The 21,154-nt window shown below is 58.8% G+C and carries 21 protein-coding genes; 13 read left to right on the top strand and 8 right to left on the bottom strand.

All coding sequences use genetic code 11. The annotated features are described in order from the left end of the window. Nucleotides 1-120, top strand: a 120-nt coding sequence (locus ACI2JR_RS25710) for a hypothetical protein (protein WP_231292255.1), incomplete at its 5' end; no start/stop codon positions are given. Between the two features lie 165 nt (nucleotides 121-285). Here the strand turns inward: ACI2JR_RS25710 and kdpE are convergent. The 6 genes from kdpE to kdpF form a co-directional block, all read right to left on the bottom strand. Beyond that, a complete protein-coding gene (gene kdpE / locus ACI2JR_RS25705) occupies nucleotides 286-963 on the bottom strand; it encodes a two-component system response regulator KdpE (RefSeq protein ID WP_462479805.1) in 678 nt (225 codons plus the stop codon). 70 nt (nucleotides 964-1,033) lie between these two features. Continuing rightward, a complete protein-coding gene (kdpD, locus tag ACI2JR_RS25700) occupies nucleotides 1,034-3,721 on the bottom strand; it encodes a two-component system sensor histidine kinase KdpD (protein ID WP_462479804.1) in 2,688 nt (895 codons plus the stop codon). Nucleotide 3,722: 1 nt separating this feature from the next. Continuing rightward, nucleotides 3,723-4,298: a potassium-transporting ATPase subunit KdpC gene (gene kdpC, locus ACI2JR_RS25695; RefSeq protein ID WP_132728079.1), complete on the bottom strand. Its 576-nt coding sequence runs from the start codon at nucleotides 4,296-4,298 to the stop codon at nucleotides 3,723-3,725. Nucleotides 4,299-4,308: 10 nt separating this feature from the next. After that, on the bottom strand, nucleotides 4,309-6,357 hold the full coding sequence (kdpB, locus tag ACI2JR_RS25690) for a potassium-transporting ATPase subunit KdpB (RefSeq protein ID WP_462479803.1): 2,049 nt from the start codon (nucleotides 6,355-6,357) through the stop codon (nucleotides 4,309-4,311). Between the two features lie 20 nt (nucleotides 6,358-6,377). Continuing rightward, the gene (gene kdpA / locus ACI2JR_RS25685; RefSeq protein WP_462479802.1) at nucleotides 6,378-8,057 is read right to left on the bottom strand and encodes a potassium-transporting ATPase subunit KdpA; all 1,680 of its coding nucleotides are present in this window, start codon (nucleotides 8,055-8,057) and stop codon (nucleotides 6,378-6,380) included. Beyond that, the gene (gene kdpF, locus ACI2JR_RS25680; protein WP_015584874.1) at nucleotides 8,057-8,146 is read right to left on the bottom strand and encodes a K(+)-transporting ATPase subunit F; all 90 of its coding nucleotides are present in this window, start codon (nucleotides 8,144-8,146) and stop codon (nucleotides 8,057-8,059) included. Before kdpF ends, kdpA begins: the two co-directional genes overlap by 1 nt. Nucleotides 8,147-8,456: 310 nt before the next feature. Between kdpF and ACI2JR_RS25675 the strand changes: the two genes are divergently transcribed. Next, on the top strand, nucleotides 8,457-8,663 hold the full coding sequence (locus tag ACI2JR_RS25675; protein ID WP_132728073.1) for a DUF2517 family protein: 207 nt from the start codon (nucleotides 8,457-8,459) through the stop codon (nucleotides 8,661-8,663). 193 nt (nucleotides 8,664-8,856) lie between these two features. Beyond that, nucleotides 8,857-10,299, top strand: a complete 1,443-nt coding sequence (phrB, locus tag ACI2JR_RS25670; protein WP_462479801.1) for a deoxyribodipyrimidine photo-lyase — start codon at nucleotides 8,857-8,859, stop codon at nucleotides 10,297-10,299. Here the strand turns inward: phrB and dtpD are convergent. Further along, nucleotides 10,271-11,749, bottom strand: coding sequence for a dipeptide permease DtpD (gene dtpD / locus ACI2JR_RS25665; RefSeq protein WP_462479800.1), 1,479 nt, complete (start codon nucleotides 11,747-11,749; stop codon nucleotides 10,271-10,273). The genes phrB and dtpD overlap by 29 nt on opposite strands. 274 nt (nucleotides 11,750-12,023) lie before the next feature. Here dtpD and ACI2JR_RS25660 point away from each other — a divergent pair, with 274 nt between their 5' ends. The 8 genes from ACI2JR_RS25660 to nei are packed head-to-tail and all read left to right on the top strand — an operon-like array spanning nucleotide 12,024 to nucleotide 18,337. Further along, on the top strand, nucleotides 12,024-12,767 hold the full coding sequence (locus tag ACI2JR_RS25660; RefSeq protein ID WP_132728069.1) for a type 2 GTP cyclohydrolase I: 744 nt from the start codon (nucleotides 12,024-12,026) through the stop codon (nucleotides 12,765-12,767). Between the two features lie 14 nt (nucleotides 12,768-12,781). Then, nucleotides 12,782-13,438, top strand: a complete 657-nt coding sequence (gene pxpB, locus ACI2JR_RS25655; protein WP_462479799.1) for a 5-oxoprolinase subunit PxpB — start codon at nucleotides 12,782-12,784, stop codon at nucleotides 13,436-13,438. Continuing rightward, nucleotides 13,432-14,364: a 5-oxoprolinase subunit PxpC gene (gene pxpC, locus ACI2JR_RS25650; RefSeq protein WP_462479798.1), complete on the top strand. Its 933-nt coding sequence runs from the start codon at nucleotides 13,432-13,434 to the stop codon at nucleotides 14,362-14,364. The genes pxpB and pxpC overlap by 7 nt, the downstream gene beginning before the upstream one ends. After that, nucleotides 14,354-15,100, top strand: a complete 747-nt coding sequence (gene pxpA / locus ACI2JR_RS25645; protein WP_132728063.1) for a 5-oxoprolinase subunit PxpA — start codon at nucleotides 14,354-14,356, stop codon at nucleotides 15,098-15,100. Before pxpC ends, pxpA begins: the two co-directional genes overlap by 11 nt. A gap of 54 nt (nucleotides 15,101-15,154) precedes the next feature. Next, nucleotides 15,155-15,880, top strand: coding sequence for a DUF969 domain-containing protein (locus ACI2JR_RS25640; RefSeq protein WP_132728061.1), 726 nt, complete (start codon nucleotides 15,155-15,157; stop codon nucleotides 15,878-15,880). Next, nucleotides 15,877-16,872, top strand: coding sequence for a DUF979 domain-containing protein (locus ACI2JR_RS25635; protein WP_132728059.1), 996 nt, complete (start codon nucleotides 15,877-15,879; stop codon nucleotides 16,870-16,872). The genes ACI2JR_RS25640 and ACI2JR_RS25635 overlap by 4 nt, the downstream gene beginning before the upstream one ends. Nucleotides 16,873-16,881: 9 nt before the next feature. Continuing rightward, nucleotides 16,882-17,526 (top strand): pyroglutamyl-peptidase I, encoded by a 645-nt coding sequence (gene pcp, locus ACI2JR_RS25630; RefSeq protein WP_132728057.1) that lies wholly within the window; start codon nucleotides 16,882-16,884, stop codon nucleotides 17,524-17,526. 19 nt (nucleotides 17,527-17,545) lie between these two features. Further along, a complete protein-coding gene (gene nei, locus ACI2JR_RS25625) occupies nucleotides 17,546-18,337 on the top strand; it encodes an endonuclease VIII (protein WP_462479797.1) in 792 nt (263 codons plus the stop codon). 264 nt (nucleotides 18,338-18,601) lie between these two features. Here nei and gltA read toward each other — a convergent pair whose 3' ends face one another. Then, entirely contained in the window at nucleotides 18,602-19,888 is a 1,287-nt protein-coding gene (gene gltA / locus ACI2JR_RS25620; protein ID WP_132728053.1) for a citrate synthase, read from the bottom strand. Between the two features lie 638 nt (nucleotides 19,889-20,526). On the opposite strand from gltA, the gene sdhC reads away from it, so the two are divergent. After that, nucleotides 20,527-20,931: a succinate dehydrogenase cytochrome b556 subunit gene (sdhC, locus tag ACI2JR_RS25615; protein ID WP_165905667.1), complete on the top strand. Its 405-nt coding sequence runs from the start codon at nucleotides 20,527-20,529 to the stop codon at nucleotides 20,929-20,931. Then, nucleotides 20,925-21,154, top strand: a 230-nt coding sequence (sdhD, locus tag ACI2JR_RS25610) for a succinate dehydrogenase, hydrophobic membrane anchor protein (protein WP_462479796.1), incomplete at its 3' end; no start/stop codon positions are given. The genes sdhC and sdhD, both read left to right, overlap by 7 nt.

Below are 21,154 nucleotides of genomic sequence, written 5' to 3'. Positions count from 1 at the left end.
CCGTCGGGTACGGAAGACGCTTACAAGATCTACTGCGAGAGCTTCCTCGGGGAAGAACATCGTAAGCAGATCGAGAAAGAAGCGGTGGAGATCGTCAGCGAAGTGCTGAAAAACGCGTAACTTCAGTCAGAAAACCGACCTGTTCCGCATGAATAGCGGTGGTTTAAGCGTTGGTTAACTCTGGAAAGGGTTTTAGAGAAGGGTTCCCTGTTTCTTGCGGAACCCTTTTTCATGGCCATCGCCCAAGCCGGAAGACAACGCTGCGTCCAGCCCTCTGAAAACGCCCTATGGCATAAACCGGTAGCCAATCCCCGTTTCGGTCAGTAAATGCTGCGGGCGCGCCGGATCGACTTCCAGTTTTTGCCGCAGATGCCCCATATAAATCCGCAAATAGTGGCTGTGCTCTACCGCGTTGGGGCCCCATACCTGATTGAGCAACTGGCGCTGGGTGAGTACTTTACCGGGATTATTCAGCAGCGCCGTAAGCAGGCGAAATTCAATGGGCGTCAGGTGAATTTCTTGTGCGCCGCGCGCTATCCGGCGGGCGGGAATATCAATCTCAATATCCGCGAAACGCACCACCGGCTCGTCGGCCTGCGCGCCGACATGACGGCGAAGTGCGACCCGTAGTCGCGCCTGCAGCTCGCCGATACCAAAGGGCTTACTGAGATAGTCATCGGCACCGGCATCAAGAGCGGCAATTTTATCGTGCTCCTCGGTGCGCGCGGAGAGTACGATAATCGGCATCTGGCTCCACTGGCGCACTTCGCGAATAAACTCATTGCCGTCGCCATCGGGCAGGCCGAGATCAAGGATCGCTAAATCCGGTTTGCGGGTCGCGGCTTCAATAAGGCCTCGCTGCAGGGTATCGGCTTCATAGACGCGCATACCGTCGGCTTCCAGCGCACTGCGCAGAAAGCGGCGAATAGCCTGTTCATCTTCGATAATGAGTACGTTAATCACCATTCCTCTGTTCACTCTTGCGGCCGGCAAGCGCACCGGGGCGCAGCTAACGCTTTACCCTGGCGACAGGTTACGCCGCGCCATTCCATTCATCCAGCTCAGGAGGGACTTCCGCTGGCAGTGTAACACGGAAGCAGGCGCCGCCCTCCGGACGCGTTTGCGCGCCGATCGTGCCGCCGTGGACCTCGACGATAGCCTGGCAGATTGCCAGCCCCAGCCCAACGCCGGGAATGGCTGACTCTTTATGGCCGCGGGCGAATTTATCAAAGATAGCCTGTTCCTGGCCTGCCGGGATCCCGGGACCATTATCCCAGACGCTCAGGATCAGCTGGCGCTCATCGGCCTGCGCCGCGATACCGATCTGCGCCTGCGGGCCGGCATATTTCAACGCATTCTTCAGAAGGTTGATCAACACCCGTTCAAACAGCGGGCCATCGACGTGTACCAGCAGCAGCGGATCCGGCAGCGCGAGCTGAATACGTTGCCCGCCAGGGCCCGGCTCCAGCATCCGTAATGCGCTACCGACCACCTCTTCGAGAGTGAGCCACTCTTTATGTAAATTAAAACCGCCGGACTGGATGCGCGCCATATCCAACAGGTTGTTGACCAGCCGCGTGGTATTGAGGACGTGCTGGCGAATTTCGTTCGCCTGCGGAGCATGCCGGGAGCCTTCGCTGGCTAAATCGAGGGTCAGAATTTCCGCCTGGCCAAACAGGACGGTTAGCGGGGTGCGAAGATCATGCGACAGCGCCGCCAGCAGCGAGTTGCGCAGACTTTCTCGTTCACTGTTGAGCCGGGCCCGCTCTTCGCTGGCGGTCAGCGTCAGCCGCTCCAGCGCGCTGGCGGCCAGCAGAGTAAAGGTCTCCAGCAGGCGCTGCTGTTCGGGAATCATCAGCTGCCGCAGGTTATCCGGCTCAACCACCAGCACTCCCCAGCTACGGGCGGCGCTTTTCAACGGTAAAATTTGGTAGGGAACGCCGGGCAGCGTATCGGTACCGGCGCCAGCGGGCTGGCCCTTATCGAAGCTCCAGCGCGCAATGGCATCGTCCCAGGCGCTCAGGCCCGGCTGATGGGTTAACGGATGCAGTTTACCGCTATCATCGGGTAGCAGTAGCTGGCCGCGGGCCTGGAAGGTGGAGGCGATAAAGCGTTCGCTGGTCATGGCGATATCTTCTTCGCTGCGCCCGATCGCCAGCGCTTGCGACATCTCATACAGATGACGGGTGCGTTGCTCGCGATAGCGCGCGACGCGGGCCTGGTAGCGGACGCCGGCGGTAAGATTACCGATAACCAGACCGACGGTAAGCATGACCCCAAAGGTCAACAGATATTGCACATCGGAAACCGCCAGCGTACCGCGGGGGGCGATAAAGAACAGATCGAAGCTCAGCACGTTGATAATCGTTGCCAGCACCGACGGCCAGCGACCGTAGCGCAGCGCGATGATAACCACGCCGAGCAGATAAATCATCACCAGGTTGGCGGCTTCAAAGGCCACCAACCATTGCATCGCCACCAGCGTAATCACCGTACACAGCGCCAGGGCGACGCAGCAGCCCTGGATCTGCAGACGCCATTTCTCCAGCGTTGTCCGGCTGTCATGGCTTCGGACGGGCGGCGGATCGTTTTTTTCATCCATAGCGATCACCACCAGATCGAGATCCGGCGCAAAGCGAGTCAGGCGATCGGCGAACCCCGTACGACTCCACCAGCGGCGTCTTCCGTGGCGACCGATGACGATTTTGCCAAGGTTATGCTCGCGGGCATAGTGCAGCACGGCTTTCTCTTCAGACGGATCGGCGAGGGTGGCCGTTTCTGCCCCCAGCTCCTGCGCCAGCCGCAGCGCGGCAAGAATCGCCCGCCGTTTCGTCTCCGGCAGGCGATGCAGGGAAGGGGTTTCTACATAGATCGCATGCCAGACGCCGCCGAACCTGGCCGCCAGTCGCGCGGCGGCGCGCACCAGCTTTTCACTGCCGGTGTTGTGGCCGATGCAGAGCAGGATGGCATCGCGGGTATGCCAGACTTTCTCCTGGCCCAGACGGTCGCGCCAGGCGCGCATCTGTTCGTCGACCCGGTCTGCGGTGCGGCGTAGCGCCAGCTCACGGAGGGCGATCAGATTCCCTTTGCGAAAGAAGTTCTCGATGGCCCGTTCCGCCTGACCGCCGATATAGACCTTACCTTCATTCAGCCGCTGGCGCAGATCGTCGGGAGGCAGGTCGACCAGCATCACATCATCGGCGGCGTCAAAAAAGGGGTCGGGGATGGTCTCACGCACCTGGACACCGGTAATGCCGCTGACGACATCATTGAGGCTTTCCAGGTGCTGGACGTTAACGGTGGTAAAAACGTCGATACCGGCCTCGAGAAGCTCTTCGACATCCTGCCAGCGTTTAGGGTGGCGTGACCCCGGCGCGTTGCTGTGCGCCAGCTCATCCACCAGAATCAGCGCCGGGCGGCGCGCCAGCGCGGCATCGAGATCGAATTCGTGGACGTAGCGCCCACGATGAGAGAGTCGGCGCGCGGGGAGAACGCTGAGCCCCTCCAGCATGGCGGCAGTTTCTTTGCGCCCGTGGGTTTCCGCTACGCCGACCAGAATATCCAGCCCCTGAGCGCGCAGCCGCTGTGCTTCCGCCAGCATCGCCCAGGTTTTACCGACGCCGGCACAGGCGCCAAAGAACACTTTTAGCTTGCCGCGATGCGGTTCGCCGGTGTGTTGCAACAGGCGGTCCGGGTCGGGACGCAGCGGCTCGTCACTCATTTTACTTATCCTTCAGGGCATCCAGCGCCATATTCAGCTGCAGTATATTTACCACAGGTTGGCCGAGAAAACCGGCCAGCGGTTTTTGTGTCGCCTCGTTCACCAGTCGGGTGACCTGTTCAACGCTGATATTGCGGGCTTGGGCGACGCGCGGCGCCTGCCAGAGCGCGGCCGCCGGCGTCAGATTATTATCCAGACCGCTTGCGGAGGTGGTGACCAGTTCGACCGGAACGCGCGGGTCGGCATCCGGATTGGCGCGACGCAGGGCCTGAACGCGTGCACCGATGGCGGTATCCAGCGCCGGGTTGCTGACGGCGAGGTTGCTGCCGCCGGAGGCGAGCGGATTATAGGGCGTCGGCGCGGTTGCCGACGGGCGACCGTGGAAATAACCCGCGGCGGTAAAGTTCTGGCCAATCAGGCTGGAGCCGCGGACTTCACCCGCGATGCGGATAAGCGAGCCGTTGGCCTGCTGCGGGAACCACCATTGCCCCAGCGCGGTGGTCAGCAGCGGATAAACGCCGCCGGTGACCAGGGTTAACAGAATAAAGAGCGTCAGTGCCGGTCGAATAAATGACATGGAATTTTCCTCACAGCAGCCCGGTCAGGGTCAGTAACAGATCGATAGCTTTAATACCGATAAACGGCACCAGCAGTCCGCCGGGGCCGTAGACCCACAGATTACGGCGCAGCATGGCCGAAGCGGACAGCGGGCGATAGCTCACGCCCTTCAGCGCCAGCGGGATCAAGAAGACGATAATCAGTGCGTTGAAGATAACCGCGCTGAGTATCGCCGATGCGGGCGAATGCAGGCGCATGACGTTGAGCACGGCGAGCTGCGGGTAAACGGCGGCAAAGGCGGCGGGAATAATGGCAAAATATTTCGCCACATCGTTGGCGATACTGAAGGTGGTCAATGAACCGCGGGTCATCAGCATCTGCTTACCGATATGCACCACCTCAATCAGTTTGGTCGGGTTAGAGTCGAGATCCACCATATTGCCCGCCTCTTTGGCCGCCTGGGTGCCGGAGTTCATCGCCACCGCGACATCGGCCTGGGCCAGCGCCGGGGCATCGTTGGTGCCGTCGCCGGTCATCGCCACCAGGCGCCCTTCGGACTGATACTGGCGAATCAGCGCCAGCTTGGCTTCCGGGGTGGCTTCGGCCAGGAAATCATCCACCCCCGCTTCGGCGGCTATGGCCGCCGCGGTCAGGCGGTTATCGCCGGTGATCATCACCGTTTTGATCCCCATTTTGCGCAGCTGGGCAAAGCGCTCTTTGATCCCGCCTTTGACGATATCTTTCAGGGAAATAATTCCCAGCACGCGCTCGCCTTCTGCGACCACCAGCGGCGTGGCGCCCAGACGGGCGACCTCTGCAACCTGTTTGTCGACGTCCGCCGGGAAGCGGCCGCCGTTAGCCTCGACGTGGCGACGAATGGCGTCCACGGAGCCTTTACGGATCATCCGCCGATCGATATTAATCCCGCTCATACGCGTCTGCGCGGTAAAGGGGATAAAGGTGGCGTGCAGCGACTGCAGATCCCGTTCGCGCAGATTAAAGCGTTGTTTCGCCAGCACCACGATACTGCGTCCTTCCGGCGTTTCATCCGCCAGCGAAGCGAGCTGCGCCGCGTCGGCCAGCGTTTTTTCTTCCACGCCGCGGGCGGGCAGAAACGCGGAGGCCTGACGGTTACCGAGAGTTATGGTGCCGGTTTTATCCAGCAGCAGGACATCGACATCGCCCGCCGCCTCCACCGCGCGTCCGCTGGTAGCGATGACGTTGGCGCCCAGCATGCGGCTCATCCCGGCCACGCCGATGGCCGACAGCAGGCCGCCGATAGTGGTCGGTATCAGGCACACCAGCAGCGCCACCAGCACCGTCACGCTGACCGTCTTCCCGCTCCAGGCAGAGAACGGCCAGATGGTGGCGGTGGCCAACAGGAACACCAGCGTCAGAGCGATCAGCAGGATCGTCAGCGCAATTTCATTCGGCGTTTTACGACGCTGGGCGCCTTCCACCATGGCGATCATCCGATCAAGGAACGTTTCCCCGGGGTTTACGCTACAGCGGATCACCAGCCAGTCGGAGAGAATGCGCGTCCCGCCGGTGACCGACGCAAAGTCGCCGCCGGATTCACGGATCACCGGCGCGGACTCGCCGGTGATGGCGCTTTCGTCCACCGAGGCGCCGCCTTCAATGACCTCCCCGTCGCAGGGGATGATATCGCCAGCTTCCACCAGTACGACGTCGCCTTTGCGTAAGTCATCGGCCGGAATAGGGTCGACTGGCGCATCATGCTGCGGGGCGCGCAGCTTACGGGCAGAGGCGGTCTTTTTTACCCCTCTCAGACTGTTGGCCTGCGCTTTGCTACGCCCCTCCGCCATCGCTTCGGCGAAGTTGGCAAACAGCACGGTAAACCATAGCCAGAGGCTGACGGCAGCAGTAAACGCGGCGCTGCCCGCTACCTGCCCGCCGGCCATGGCGATAGCAAGAAGGGTAGTGATCAGGCTGCCGATCCAGACGATAAACATCACCGGGTTACGCCACTGCACCATCGGGCTGAGTTTTTTCACCGCGTCCAGCAGCGCCTGACGCATCAGCGTCGGCTCCAGCAGGGCTAATTGTTTGCGATTCATAACAGGTTGCTCCGCATCGCTTAAAGTAAGGAGAAGTGTTCCGCCAACGGGCCGAGCGTCAGTGCGGGAATAAAGGTCAGGGCGCCTACCAGCAGCACGGTGCCGATCAGCAGGCCGATAAACAGCACATCGTGGGTGACGAGCGTGCCGGAACTGGTGGGTTGAATTTTCTTCTTCACCAGCGAGCCGGCGATGGCCATCACCGGTACGATGACCGCGAAACGACCGATCAGCATGCAGAACGCCAGCAGCAGGTTCCAGAACGGCGTCGCTGCCCCCAGCCCGGCGAAGGCGCTACCGTTGTTATTGGCGGCGGACGTCACGGCGTACAGCACTTCGCTAAAGCCATGCGCGCCTGGGTTAAATATTCCCGCGCGTCCGGCATCGGTCATCATCGCCAGCGCGGTACCCAGCAGGACCAGGGTCGGCATGACGAGGATCGCCAGGGCGATCATTTTCATTTCGCGCACGTCAATTTTCTTGCCGAGGTATTCCGGCGTACGGCCGATCATCAGTCCGGCGATAAACACCGCCAGCATGACAAACAGCAGCATGCCGTACAGGCCTGAGCCTACGCCGCCGAACACCACTTCGCCGATCTGCATCAGCCACATGGGGACCATCCCGCCCAGCGCGGTAAAGGAGTCATGCATCGCGTTCACCGCGCCACACGAGGCGGCAGTCGTAACCACCGCGAACAGGCTGCTGGCCAGAACGCCAAAGCGACTCTCTTTGCCTTCCATATTGAGGCTGCTATCCGCCCCCAGTTTTAGCAGGTGCGGGTTGCCCTGAGTTTCCGCCCACATCACGACCGCGGCGCAGACGATGAAGATCAGCATCATGGCCCACAAAATGGCGTGCCCCTGGCGACGATCGCCGACGACCTCGCCAAAGGTAAAGCACAGCGCCGCAGGGAGCAAAAAGATCGCCAGCATTTGTACCAGATTGCTCAGCGCCGTGGGGTTTTCGAACGGGTGCGATGAGTTGGCGTTAAAGAATCCGCCGCCGTTGGTGCCGAGCATTTTAATCGCTTCCTGCGAGGCTATCGGCCCCATAGGCAACGACTGATGCACGCCTTCCAGCGAGGTGAAGGCCTGGTAGGAGAGCAGGTTTTGCGGCACGCCCTGCTGAATAAAGAACAGCGCGATCGGCAGGGAGAGCGGCAGCAGTAGCCAAAGGGTAATGCGGGTGAGATCGACCCAGGCGTTCCCCAGGGTCGAAACCTGCTGGCGCGACCAGGCGCGGATGAAGGCAAAAATCACCGCGATGCCGGTTGCCGCAGAGAGGAAGTTTTGTACCGCCAGCCCGGCCATCTGGCTGAGATAGCTGAGGGTGCTTTCACCGGCATAGGCCTGCCAGTTGGTGTTGCTGACGAAGCTCACCGCCGTATTCCACGCCAGATCCCAGGAGAGGCCGGGCAGATGTTGAGGGTTGAGCGGCAGCGAGCCCTGCAATATCAGCAGGGCGAACAGCGCGACCAGCCCGAGCGTATTAAACAGCAGAATGGCGAACAGATACTGGTACCCGCTCATCTCCTGCGCGCGGATCCCCGCGATCCGCCATATACCGCGTTCGATGCCGGCAAGGCCCGGCAGCGGGGTATCGTTGATCATTCTGGCCAGCAGCGTCCCGGTCAGACGCGCCAGTACCAGCACCAGCAGCAAAAAACTGGCGATAAGTAACAATCCTTGTGCGGCCATCAGAATGCCTCCGCATTGATCAGGGCATAGACCAGATAAGCCAGCAACAGGAATACCAGCGCCACGCCAGCGATTACACCTGCACTCACAATCCACCTCCGGGGGTATTTACGATTTACCGGGAGGATAGGAATTTGGCTGCAAAGATTTTGCAAAAATCAGCAGAGGCGGTGTAAAAAAAATATAAAAATCACCAAAACCACAATTTAACCAATGGTTAGTATTAATTTAACCGTTTCGTAACTTAGTTACCGGATGAATGTAAATAAAGGCTAAATTACCTGTTTTTAGTGGTCGGATGAGTAGTAAAATTACACGCAAAGCGGTATTATTTTAACCAGAGAGACATTCACACTTTTACCGGCGTTGATTGCCGGCCTGACAAAGGGGAGAGAAATTATGGCGTTGTACAAAACCTATCCTGCTCATGTTGTTTTCTTACGTCGCGCTTTCGCCGTCGTGGCTGGCGTAGTGGCGCTTCCGGTGATGCTGTTCTGGAAAGACCGGGCCCGCTATTACAGCTGGCTGCACCGCGTCTGGGCGAAAACCAGCGAACAGCCGGTATGGATGGCGCAGGCGGAAAAAGCCGCCGCTGACTTTTACTGATCGCTACCTCCAGACTGCATAACCGCCGGTTCTCCGGCGGTTTTTTTTGCCCGGGTCGACGACCTCTGCTTGCGCCTGCGCGCCTCCTGCAACACTCTATATCTGAATTTCCTGATACTTACCCCGCGGACTACGGGTTTCTTACGCGGCCGGGGGTATCGAATCCATGAATGTTACTGATTGCAGGAGTTTTATGGCCACCCATCTGGTCTGGTTTCGCGCAGATTTACGCATCCATGATAACCTGGCGCTCGCGGCGGCCTGTCGCGATCCGCATGCCAGCGTGCTGGCGTTATTTATCGTCACGCCGGGTCAATGGCAGCAACACGGTATGGCGCCGCGTCAGGCGGCGTTTATTGCCCACCACCTGCAAAGCCTGAACGCCGCGATGGCCGAGCGGGGGATCCCGCTGCTGGTGGCAGAAGCGGCTGATTTCGCGGCCAGCGTTGAATACCTTGCCCACTACTGCGCAGAGCAGCAGGTCAGCCATCTGTTTTATAACTACCAGTATGAAATCAATGAACGCCAGCGCGATGCGGCGGTGGAGAAAGCGCTGAGTGACGTGGTGTGCCAGGGGTTTGACGATGCGCTTTTACTGCCGCCCGGCAGCGTGCTGACCGGTAATCGTGAGATGTATAAGGTATTTACCCCGTTCAAAAATGCCTTTCTGCGCCGGCTGGGCGACGTGTTACCTGAATGCGTTGCCGCCCCCAAAGTTCGCGCCAGCGGGCCGCTGACGCCGGCGCCGCTGCCGCAAATTCGCTATCCACAAACGGCGTTTGATCCGCAGCTGTTTGCCGCTGATGAAAAAACGGCGATCGCCCGGCTGCGCGTTTTCTGTCAGCAAAAAGCCGCCAGCTACGACCAGCAGCGCGATTTCCCGGCCGAAGAGGGCACCAGCCGGCTTTCGCCCTGCCTCGCCGTTGGCGTCCTTTCGCCGCGCCAGTGTCTGCATCGTCTGCTGGCGGAGCAGCCCAGCGCGCTTGACGGCGGCGCGGGGGCGGGGTGGTTAAATGAGCTGATCTGGCGTGAGTTTTATCGGCATTTGCTGGTGTTCTACCCGGGGACAGGTAAAGGGCGTCCGTTTATTGCCTGGACCGATAAAGTGGCGTGGCGTGACGATGCGCCCGGGTTACAGGCGTGGCAAAGCGGGCAAAGCGGATTCCCGATTGTCGATGCCGCGATGCGCCAGCTCAATGCGACGGGCTGGATGCATAACCGCCTGCGGATGATCGCCGCCAGTTTCCTGGTGAAGGACCTGCGCATCGACTGGCGTGCGGGCGAGCGCTATTTTATCAGCCAGCTGATAGACGGCGATCTGGCGGCGAATAACGGCGGCTGGCAATGGGCCGCTTCGACCGGAACCGATGCCGCGCCTTATTTTCGTATTTTCAATCCCACCACCCAGGGCGAGAAGTTTGATAAGGCGGGACGCTTTATCCGCCAATGGCTGCCCGAGCTGGCGGCAGTGCCGGAGAAAGCGCTACACCAGCCGTGGGTCTGGGCCGATAAGCAGGGCGTGACGCTGGCGTATCCGCGCCCGCTGGTCGATCATAAGCAGGCGCGGCTGGAGACGCTGGCGGCCTGGGAGGCGGCGAGAAAGGGGCTTACTCCACCGCCAGAGGGCGGCGCTTAACCCGCAGAGAGTGATACAGCCAGATTGCCAGCACCAGGCCGACGCAGGCCAACGCGCCCCAGGTAATCTGGCTGAACACGTTAATGTAGGCATCAATGGCGTAGCTGGTCGCCCCGGCCTCATCGAACGACCCCTGTGAAGTCCGATCGGCAATGACGCCCGCCAGATAGTTGGCGATGGCGCCGGAGAGCAGCATATAGATCCCGGTCAGTACGCCGGTGACGCCAGGGATCTCAATTCGGGTGATTTGCGACATCGCCACCGGATCGATAAACAGTTCGGCAAAGCCCATCACCGCGAGGCCCAGTACCATCAGCGGCATCGACGATTGTCCGTAAGCGGCCGACCAGCGCGCGCTGAGGGTCAGAATGCAGAAGCCGGCGCTCATCAGGCCCAGACCCAGCGCAAATTTCCCCCAGATCCGCACGGTACGATTGCCGTTGATATGCTCTTTGACCAGCCAGGCCAGTACCATCCCGCAGAGCATGACTGCGAAAGCGTTCACCGACTGGAACATGGCGGTCGGCACTTCATAACTCATGATGTGACGATTAACGAAGCGGTCGATATACAGGCTGATGGAGCTGCCTCCCTGCTGGGCGAAGGCCCAGAACAGCAGGCTGAACCCGGTCAGAACGATAATCAGACGCAGATCTCTGCGCTGTCTGGCCGTCTGCGCCCGCAGATAAATTCTTGCCAGCACCAGCAGACCAATAATCGTCGCGACAATCAGCGCATACACCGACCACTCTTTCCAGAACAGAACGGTAATCAGCAGCGGGGCGGCGGCCAGCAGCACCAGCAGCCAGCCCCAGTTCGGCAGCACAAAGGGACGCGCGCGCAGCGCCTCGCGATTGACGCCAGAGGTATGGCGAAAATGGCGACTCCCGCAGAGGAAAATCACCAGCCCGGCAATCATCCCAATAGCGGCGAGGGCAAAGCCCATCGCCCAGCTGTACTCTTCCTGCACGTATCCGCAGGCGATCGGCGCGACGATCGAGCCGATGTTTCCCGCCGCATACATCAGCGAGAAACCGCCATCGCGGCGCGGATCGGTGGGGTCGTACAGTTCGCCCAGCAGGCAGCTGACGTTAGATTTAAACAATCCGTAGCCGCAGACGATGATGGCGAGCGACAGATAGAGGAAGGTTGGCGCTATTTCGCTGGCGCCGAGCACCAGATGGCCGATGGCCATTAATACAGCCCCGAGCATCACCGCCATCCGGTTGCCAAGCAGTTTATCGGCCAGGTAGCCGCCGAGAATCGGCGTGACGTAAACCAGGGAGCAGTAGGCGCTGAAGAGGGCGTAGGCGTGGTTATCGTCATACTTAAGCTGATTGGTGAGGTACAAAATCAGCAGCGCCCGCATACCGTAAAAACTGAAATATTCCCAAATTTGCAGCGCGACAACGTAATAGATTGCACGCGGCTGCGATGATTTTGTGTTCATGTAATGCTGAGTTCCCGCCATAAAACGAAAGACGATCTTTCTGCATGAATAGCGCTTTACTAGTGATATTCATGGTATTAAAGGCTTTCTGATTATTTAATATGCTGCAATAGTGCATAAATATACACGAATGCGCAAAGGGAGGGATAGACAATTTGCGGGATTAAGCTAAAAGTCAAAGTAGCGTATCCGCGGCGGTGCGCTATCGACGGCCCGCGCGGATCTCGTTATGTTATGTAGGCCTTCGCAAAAATGATGACCTGATGGAGCGGCAATGAAAAATAGCGAACTGGAACAACTGATTAACGAAAAGCTTAATAGCGCGGCATTCAGCGATTACGCGCCAAATGGCCTTCAGGTAGAAGGGCGGGAAACGGTGCAAAAAATCGTCACCGGCGTTACCGCCAGCCAGGCGCTGTTAGATGAGGCCGTACGCCAGCAGGCAGATGCGGTCATAGTCCATCATGGCTACTTCTGGAAAGGCGAATCGCCGGTTATCCGCGGGATGAAACGCCAGCGTCTGAAAACCCTGCTGGAGAATGATATTAATCTCTACGGCTGGCATCTGCCGCTGGATGCGCACCCGGAACTGGGTAACAACGCCCAGCTGGCGCAGCTCCTGGGCATCAATATGATGGGGGAAATTGAGCCTCTGGTGCCGTGGGGGGAACTGTCGATGCCGGTTTCCGGGCTGGAGCTGGCCTCGTGGATTGAGGCGCGCCTGGGGCGTAAACCGCTGTGGTGCGGCGATACCGGGCCGGATAAAGTCGCCCGCGTAGCCTGGTGCACCGGCGGCGGCCAGGGCTTTATCGATAGCGCGGCGCGCTTCGGGGTGGATGCGTTTATTACCGGCGAAGTGTCAGAACAAACCATCCATTCCGCACGCGAGCAGGGGCTGCATTTTTATGCCGCCGGACACCACGCGACCGAACGCGGCGGGATTCGCGCTTTAAGCGAATGGCTGTCGGAAAATACCGATCTCGATGTGACCTTTATTGATATTCCTAACCCGGCCTGATGAGAGAGAGAAAAGTGCAGCGAGCGCGTTGTTATTTGTTAGGTGAAACAGCTGTCGTGCTGGAACTTGACCCGCCGGTTTCGCTGGAGAGTCAAAAGCGCATCTGGCGCCTGACCCAGCGGCTGACGGGCCATGAAGAAGTGCTGGACGTGATACCGGGAATGAACAATATCACCGTTGTACTGCGCCGTCCGCAACAGATGGCGTGGGAGGCGATTGAGCAATTGCAGCGCTGGTGGGAGGAGAGCGGGGCTCTCGAACCGGAGTCGCGGGAGATGATGATTCCGGTTATCTACGGCGGCGAAGACGGGCCCGATCTGGCGGAGGTGGCGCGTCACAGCGGGCTGAGTGAAAAACAGGTGGTGGAACTGCACTCCTCGGTGGAGTACGTGGTCTGGTTCCTCGGCTTCCAGCCGGGATTTCCTTATCTCGGCGGTCTGCCGGAGCGGCTGGCGACGCCGCGCCGCGCGGAGCCGCGACTGCGGGTCCCGGCGGGTTCTGTCGGTATCGGCGGGGCGCAAACCGGGGTCTATCCTCTGGCGACGCCAGGCGGCTGGCAGCTGCTGGGCCGCACGCCGCTGGCGCTGTTCGACGCCACGCGCCGCGAGCCGGTGCTGTTGCGATCCGGTGACCGGGTGCGCTTTGTGCCGCAAAAGGAGGGCGTATGTTGAAGATGATCCGCGCCGGGATGTACTCGTCGGTACAGGACGGCGGACGTGAAGGACAACGGCAGTCGGGGATCAGCCTCTGCGGCGCGCTGGACAGACCCGCACTGGCGATCGCCAATCTGCTGGTCGGCAATGCGGCGCATGCGGCCGCGCTGGAGATCACCTTAGGCCAGGTGGATATTCAGTTTGAACGCGACTGCTGGTTTGCGCTGACCGGCGCCGCCTGCGAGGCGACGCTGGACGATAAGCCGGTGTGGGTTGGCTGGCGAATGGCGGCGAAGGCCGGGCAGCATCTGGTACTCAAAAATCCGCAATACGGTATCCGCAGCTACCTCGCGGTGTCCGGGGGAATTGATGTCCCGCAGGTGCTGGGATCGCGCTGTACTGACCTGAAAGTGGGCATCGGCGGGCTTGAAGGCCGCCGCCTGCAGGATGGCGATCGGCTGAAGCTGGGGAAAACATCCCGGCGCTTGCGCGTTTCACGAGGCGTTAAACAGCTGCCCATCGGCAATCGCATCCGCGCCTTACCGGGGCCGGAATACCATGAATTTGATAGCGCATCCCAGGGTTCCTTCTGGCGTTCTCCGTGGCAGCTTAGCCCGCAAAGTAACAGAATGGGATACCGTCTGCAGGGCCAGCCGCTGGTGCGCACCACCGACCGGGAAATGCTGTCGCACGGTCTGCTGCCGGGCGTGGTGCAGGTGCCGCATAACGGCCAGCCGATTGTGCTGATGAACGATGCGCAGACCACCGGCGGCTATCCGCGCATCGCCTGTATTATCGAAGCCGATATGTACCAGCTGGCGCAAATTCCGCTGGGCCAACCGATTCACTTTGTTCCGTGTACCCTGGAAGAGGCGTTGAAAGCCCGCGCCGACCAGCAGCGTTATCTGGCACAACTGGCGTGGAGACTGAGCGATGAAGATTGATTTGAATGCCGACCTGGGTGAAGGCTGCGCTAACGATAGCGCCCTGTTGCAGCTGGTCTCTTCCGCCAATATCGCCTGCGGTTTTCACGCCGGCGATGCGCTGCTGATGCATCAATGCGTGCGCGAGGCGCTGAAAAACGGCGTCGCCGTGGGGGCGCACCCCAGCTTCCCGGACCGGGAAAACTTTGGCCGTACTGCGATGCAGCTGCCGCCGGAGACGGTCTATGCCCAGACCCTGTACCAGATCGGCGCGCTGGCGGCGATAGTCCGTGCCGAAGGTGGAGAACTCCAGCACGTCAAACCGCACGGTATGCTCTATAACCAGGCGGCGAAAGACGCGCCGCTGGCGGATGCGATTGCCAGGGCCGTGCGCGATTTTAACCCGCAGCTGATTCTGGTTGGCCTGGCGGGGAGCGAGTTGATTCGCGCGGGGCAACATTACCAGCTCGCGACGCGCCAGGAGGTGTTTGCCGATCGTGGGTATATGGCCGACGGCTCGCTGGTACCGCGCTCCCGGCCCGGGGCGCTGATCGACAGTGAAGAACAGGCGTTGGCGCAGACGCTGGAAATGGTACAACACCACCGGGTGCGCAGCCTGACCGGCGAGTGGGCGCACGTGATTGCGCAAACCGTTTGTCTGCATGGCGACGGCGAGCATGCGCTGGATTTTGCGCGCCGTTTGCGGGCGGCTTTTGCCGGGAGAAATATTCAGGTTAGCGCTGAAATAGAAGAATAAAACAAAAAAAGTATCAATTATTTAACACAACACACAACCAACAGGGAGTTAATCATGGGAGAGTCGATATCTCTCTGGCCGCTGATCGGTATTGCCGTGATAGTGGTCGGATTCATTTTACGTTTTAATCCGGTTTTAGTGGTGATCATCTCGGGGATTGTCACCGGCGTGGCGGCCCATATGCCCATCGCCACCATTCTGGAAAAGCTGGGAGAGGGGTTTCTTAACACCCGTAACCTGCCGTTTATTCTGCTGCTGCCGCTGGCGGTTATCGGCCTGCTGGAACGGCACGGCCTGAAAGAGCGCGCCCAGGCGTGGATCGCGAAGATCCACAGCGCCACCGCCGGGCGTTTGTTGATCGTCTACCTGTTCGTGCGTGAAACGACCGCCGCGCTGGGGTTAACCAGCCTGGGCGGCCATCCGCAAATGGTGCGTCCGCTGCTGGCGCCGATGGCGGAAGGGGCGGCGGAGAAAAAGTTTGGCCCGCTTCCGGGCAATGTCCGCTACCGCCTGCGGGCGATGTCGGCGGCGACCGACAACGTCGGCCTGTTCTTCGGCGAGGATATTTTCGTCGCCTTTGGCGCGATCATTTTCATGCATAACTTTATGCTGGAGTCGGGCGGCATCCAGACCGAACCGCTGCATATTGCCCTGTGGGGGATCCCGACGGCGGTTTGCGCCTTCCTGATTCATTCCGCCCGCTTGTGGCGTCTCGATCGCCATCTGCAGCGCGAGCTGGATAAGGTCAACGCCGGTCAGGCGAAAGGCGGTGCGGTATGAATTTCCAACAAACCTGGCTTTACTGGCTGGCGGGCGTCGTTCTGCTGGCGGTCGCGGTGATGTCATGGCGCGATAAAGCGAACCCGCGTCGTCTGACCACCGGGCTGTTCTGGGGGCTGTATGGCCTGCTGTTTCTGCTTGGCGACTGGACTTATCAGCTGGTGGACGATAAGCGTACGGTCAATATCGCCGTGGGCGTCGCCGTCGTGGCGCTGGCGCTGATTGCCGGTTTTGGCGGCGTGCGTCTGGGGCGCTATCATCAACGCACTCCGGAAGAGCGTACCGCCAGCGCGACGCGTCTCGGCAACCGCCTGTTTTATCCGGCGCTGGCGATCCCGGTCGTGACGGTGATTGGGGTACTGTTGTTCAATAACTTACCATCGTGGCAGGGATGGGTCTTTGGTCCGGGTAATCATGCCACGTTGATTACGCTGTTCTCGATGACCGTTGGGACGCTGATCGGCCTGATGATGGCGATCCGCATGACTCACGAGCAAGTCACGCAGCCGCTGCAGGAGGCAAGACGCCTGCTGGATTCGGTGGGCTGGGCGTTTATTCTGCCGCAGATCCTGGCGGTCCTCGGGCTGCTGTTTACCTCTGCCGGCGTCGGCAGCAGCATCGCCTGGCTGACCGAACATTATCTGGCGGTGGACAGCCGCTTTATCGCCGTGGCGGTCTATACCCTCGGCATGGCGCTGCTGACCATGGTGATGGGCAATGCGTTCGCCGCCTTCCCGATCGTGACGGCAGGGATCGGGATCCCGATTCTGGTACTGCAGCACGGCGGCAACCCGGCGGTGATGGCGGCCATCGGTATGTTCTCCGGCTACTGCGGAACTTTGATGACGCCGATGGCGGCTAACTTCAACATCGTACCGGCGGCGCTGCTGGAGCTGCCGGATAAAAACGCGGTCATTAAGGCTCAGGTACCGACCGGCTTACTGCTGCTGCTCGTCAATGTGTTCCTACTCTATTTCCTGATGTTCCTGTAAGGAGGAAAGATGGCTGGCGTATTAATTACCGGTTTTGAACCCTTTGGCGGCGAGGCGCTTAACCCTTCGTGGGAAGTGGTCAGGCAGCTTGATGGCGCTATCATTGCCGGCGAGCGGGTGGTGACGAGACAGCTACCCTGCGTGTTTGGCGAAGCGCTGACGGTGCTGAATGCCGCCCTCGATGAGTTTGAACCGACGCTGACAATCGCCGTCGGTCAGGCGGGAGGACGTGTCGACATCACCGTCGAACGTGTGGCGATCAATGTCGATGATGCGCGTATTGCGGATAATAAAGGCCAGCAGCCGATCGACGTGCCGATCGTCGACGGCGGCCCCGCCGCCTGGTTCAGCAGCCTGCCGGTGAAAGCGATCGTCGCTGCGCTGCGCGAGCAGGGGATCCCCGCGTCGGTGTCGCAAACGGCGGGGACGTTCGTGTGTAATCACGTGATGTATGGCCTGCTGCACACGCTCGCGGGAAAAGCCGGGGTTAAAGGCGGCTTTATCCATATTCCGTATCTGCCGCAGCAGGCCGCGGCTCACCCCGGTGAGGCGAGTATGGCAGTACAAACGGTACGGGCGGCGCTGGAGACCGCCATTGCCGTCTCCCTGCAGCAGGAGGGGGATGTGAAAATGGTCGGCGGGGCGACGCACTAACAAACAGAAGGACGTTATTATGCCGGAAGGTCCGGAGATCCGCCGTGCGGCGGATAGCCTGGAGGCGGCGATCAAAGGCGAACCCCTTACCAGGGTGTGGTTCGCCTTTCCGCAGTTACATGTTTATCAATCTCAACTGGTGAGGCAGCGGGTGACGCATATCGAGACCCGCGGTAAAGCCCTGCTGACCCACTTCTCCGGCGGTTTAACGCTGTACAGCCATAATCAGCTGTACGGCGTCTGGCGGGTGGTCGACGCCGGGGAGCAACCGCAGAGCAACCGCGTGCTGCGGGTCAGACTGCAGACGGCGGAGAAAGCGATTTTGCTCTACAGCGCATCGGATATTGCCATGCTGACCCCCGAGCAATTAGCTATACATCCGTTTTTGTTGCGGGTCGGTCCCGACGTGCTGGATATGGCGTTGACCGCAGAAGAGGTCAAAGCGCGCCTGCAGTCGGCAACCTTCCGCCGGCGGCAGTTTTCCGCTTTGCTGCTCGATCAGGCATTTCTGGCGGGGCTGGGGAACTATTTACGCGTCGAAATTCTCTGGCAGGTGGGGCTGAGCGGGCGGCATACGGCATCAGAGCTGGACGATAGGCAGCTGGATGCGCTGGCTCATGCGCTGCTGGATATTCCCCGTCTGTCGTATCACACCCGTGGGCGGGGGGATGAGAATAAACATCATGGCGCGCTGTTCCGCTTTAAGGTTTTCCACCGCGAAGGGGAGATCTGCGAGCGCTGCGGTGGGGTGATTGAGAAGACGATGCTTGCGTCGCGGCCGTTCTACTGGTGTCCCGGCTGCCAGCATTAAGCACTTTTAGCCAATAGAAAACGCGCCGGCAGGCGTAATGGCGATCGGCTAAGGATTCATTGACCGCTTCTGTGGCGACATCACAATCCGTAATCTCATCGGGATTACGGATTTTTTACGCGGTTCAGCCCGCCTCTCAACCAACCTCTCTTGCGGGCGAGCCTGTCACCTACCTGGGCAAGCCCACGATAAACCATAAAAAAGCTGGCCACTTTAAGTGACCAGCCTTATCCGCAGGCGCGTTTTTGGGTTTCAGATCCGGACTTAGTCTTTGGTGACGTCGGATTTGAAGTCGCGTTTTTCGTAGCCGGTATACAGCTGACGCGGACGGGCGATTTTCATGCCATCGCTGTGCATTTCGTTCCAGTGCGCAATCCAGCCCACGGTACGCGCCATCGCGAAGATCACGGTAAACATGGAGGACGGAATGCCCATCGCTTTCAGAATAATGCCAGAGTAGAAGTCGACGTTCGGGTAAAGTTTCTTCTCGATGAAGTACGGGTCGTTGAGCGCAATGTGCTCAAGCTCCATCGCCACTTCCAGCAGATCGTCTTTGGTGCCCAGCTCTTTCAGCACTTCGTGGCAGGTTTCACGCATCACGGTGGCACGCGGGTCGTAGTTCTTGTACACGCGGTGGCCAAAGCCCATCAGACGGAACGAGTCGTTCTTATCTTTCGCGCGACGGACAAATTCCGGAATGTGCTCAACGGAACTGATCTCTTCCAGCATCTTCAGGGCTGCTTCGTTAGCCCCACCGTGCGCCGGTCCCCACAGGGAGGCGATACCCGCGGCGATACAGGCGAACGGGTTCGCGCCAGAAGAACCTGCGGTACGGACGGTGGAGGTTGATGCGTTCTGTTCGTGGTCAGCGTGCAGGATCAGAATACGGTCCATAGCGCGTTCCAGTACCGGGTTAACCTCATAAGTTTCGCACGGCGTGGAGAACATCATATTCAGGAAGTTGCCCGCGTAGGAGAGGTCATTGCGCGGATAGACGAAAGGCTGACCGATAGAATATTTGTAACACATTGCTGCCATTGTGGGCATTTTAGACAGCAGACGGTAGGCGGCAATTTCACGATGGCGCGGATTGTTGACATCCAGCGAGTCGTGATAGAACGCAGCCAGCGCACCGGTAATACCGCACATCACCGCCATCGGGTGAGAGTCGCGACGAAACGCGTGGAACAGACGGGTAATCTGCTCGTGGATCATGGTGTGGCGGGTGACGATGGTTCGGAATTCTTCGTACTGGGCCTGATTCGGTTTTTCACCGTTCAGCAGGATATAACATACTTCGAGGTAGTTGGACTCGGTCGCTAACTGATCGATCGGGAAACCACGGTGGAGCAGGATACCTTCATCACCGTCGATAAAAGTGATTTTAGATTCACAAGATGCGGTTGAAGTGAAACCAGGGTCAAAGGTGAATACGCCTTTTGAACCAAGACTACGAATATCAATAACATCCTGACCGAGCGTGCCTTTTAGCACATCCAGTTCAATAGCAGTATCACCGCCTAGGGTAATTTTTGCTTTAGCATCAGACATTTATGGTCTCCTTAGCGCCTTTATTGCTTAAGACTGCCGGGTGTGGATTTGCCTTCGGCTCGTGTCTGATGACGTTACCAGTTTGTTATGTTGCACACAGCTCTGTGTCAGCGGAAATTGCAGGGTACAGAGCAAAGGCGCTTGATGGCACGTCTTCAGCCTACGACGAAACAGCAGCAAATCAGCGTTTTAGCAGTCCGAATTTGAAAAATCTGTATACCACTAATAACTGTCCTGATTACATCGGTCAATACCGTCACACTGTTGCATAACTTATTCTCAGGTGAAAGAGTGACCCCATAACTTTTGAGCATTATTGCATTTATCTGGTAATGGTTGTAACAAGAATGTTTAATATTTGTCAAATCAGGTGATTAAAATTTAAAATAATGTTGTTATCGTGACACCGATCACTGTTCCGGACAAAACCCGACAAACTATATGTAGGTTAATTGTAATGATTTTGTGAACGGCCTATACTGCCGCCAGGTCTCCGGAATACCCTGCAATCCCGAGCCACCCAGCGTTGTTTGGTCACGTTTTAGCTCTTGAAAAGGGGTTTTATCATGACTACAGGTTATAGAAAGGACGCTGTCTGACCCGCAAGCAGACCGGAGGAAGGAAACAATAAGAACAGCATGTGGGCGTTATTCATGGTAAGAAATGTGAAAAAACAAAGACCTGTCAATCTGGATCTGCAAACGATCCGGTTCCCAATCACAGCGATAGCGTCCATTCTCCATCGCGTTTCCGGTGTCATCACCTTCGTGGCGGTCGGAATTTTGCTTTGGTTGCTGGGCACCAGCCTCTCCTCTCCCGAAGGTTTCCTTGTCGCGTCATCCATCATGGATAGCTTCTTTGTGAAGTTCATCATGTGGGGCATTCTGACCGCTTTGGCTTACCACGCTGTTGTCGGTATTCGCCATCTGATGATGGATTTTGGCTACCTGGAAGAAACCCTCGAAGTAGGGACACGCTCCGCTAAGATTTCTTTTGTTATTACTGTCGTGCTTTCACTTCTCGCAGGAGTCCTCGTATGGTAAGCAACGCCTCAGCACTGGGACGCAACGGCGTACATGACTTCATTCTGGTTCGTGCTACCGCCATCGTTCTGACCCTTTACATCATCTACATGGTTGGCTTTTTTGCCACCACCGGTGAAATTTCCTGGGAAGTCTGGACGGGCTTTTTCTCCTCCGCATTCACTAAAGTCTTCACCCTGCTGGCCCTTATCTCCATTCTGATTCACGCCTGGATCGGGATGTG

It is taken from the genome of Klebsiella sp. NPDC088457 (assembly GCF_044900465.1).
Classification (GTDB): Bacteria; Pseudomonadota; Gammaproteobacteria; order Enterobacterales; family Enterobacteriaceae; genus Klebsiella.
The sequence above is the reverse complement of the archived record's forward strand: the minus strand, read 5'-3'. Positions and strand labels throughout refer to the sequence as shown.

Bases quoted from the DNA above. Each gene is read 5' to 3' on its own strand.
- pcp (WP_132728057.1), top strand. From the start codon at position 16,882: ATGGCTGGCGTATTAATTACCGGTTTTGAACCCTTTGGCGGCGAGGCG.
- sdhC (WP_165905667.1), top strand. From the start codon at position 20,527: ATGTGGGCGTTATTCATGGTAAGAAATGTGAAAAAACAAAGACCTGTC.
- ACI2JR_RS25640 (WP_132728061.1), top strand. From the start codon at position 15,155: ATGGGAGAGTCGATATCTCTCTGGCCGCTGATCGGTATTGCCGTGATA.
- kdpD (WP_462479804.1), bottom strand. From the start codon at position 3,721: ATGAGTGACGAGCCGCTGCGTCCCGACCCGGACCGCCTGTTGCAACAC.
- ACI2JR_RS25675 (WP_132728073.1), top strand. From the start codon at position 8,457: ATGGCGTTGTACAAAACCTATCCTGCTCATGTTGTTTTCTTACGTCGC.
- pxpC (WP_462479798.1), top strand. From the start codon at position 13,432: ATGTTGAAGATGATCCGCGCCGGGATGTACTCGTCGGTACAGGACGGC.
- kdpA (WP_462479802.1), bottom strand. From the start codon at position 8,057: ATGGCCGCACAAGGATTGTTACTTATCGCCAGTTTTTTGCTGCTGGTG.
- pxpA (WP_132728063.1), top strand. From the start codon at position 14,354: ATGAAGATTGATTTGAATGCCGACCTGGGTGAAGGCTGCGCTAACGAT.
- kdpC (WP_132728079.1), bottom strand. From the start codon at position 4,298: ATGTCATTTATTCGACCGGCACTGACGCTCTTTATTCTGTTAACCCTG.
- nei (WP_462479797.1), top strand. From the start codon at position 17,546: ATGCCGGAAGGTCCGGAGATCCGCCGTGCGGCGGATAGCCTGGAGGCG.
- dtpD (WP_462479800.1), bottom strand. From the start codon at position 11,749: ATGAACACAAAATCATCGCAGCCGCGTGCAATCTATTACGTTGTCGCG.
- kdpB (WP_462479803.1), bottom strand. From the start codon at position 6,357: ATGAATCGCAAACAATTAGCCCTGCTGGAGCCGACGCTGATGCGTCAG.
- ACI2JR_RS25660 (WP_132728069.1), top strand. From the start codon at position 12,024: ATGAAAAATAGCGAACTGGAACAACTGATTAACGAAAAGCTTAATAGC.
- phrB (WP_462479801.1), top strand. From the start codon at position 8,857: ATGGCCACCCATCTGGTCTGGTTTCGCGCAGATTTACGCATCCATGAT.
- gltA (WP_132728053.1), bottom strand. From the start codon at position 19,888: ATGTCTGATGCTAAAGCAAAAATTACCCTAGGCGGTGATACTGCTATT.
- ACI2JR_RS25635 (WP_132728059.1), top strand. From the start codon at position 15,877: ATGAATTTCCAACAAACCTGGCTTTACTGGCTGGCGGGCGTCGTTCTG.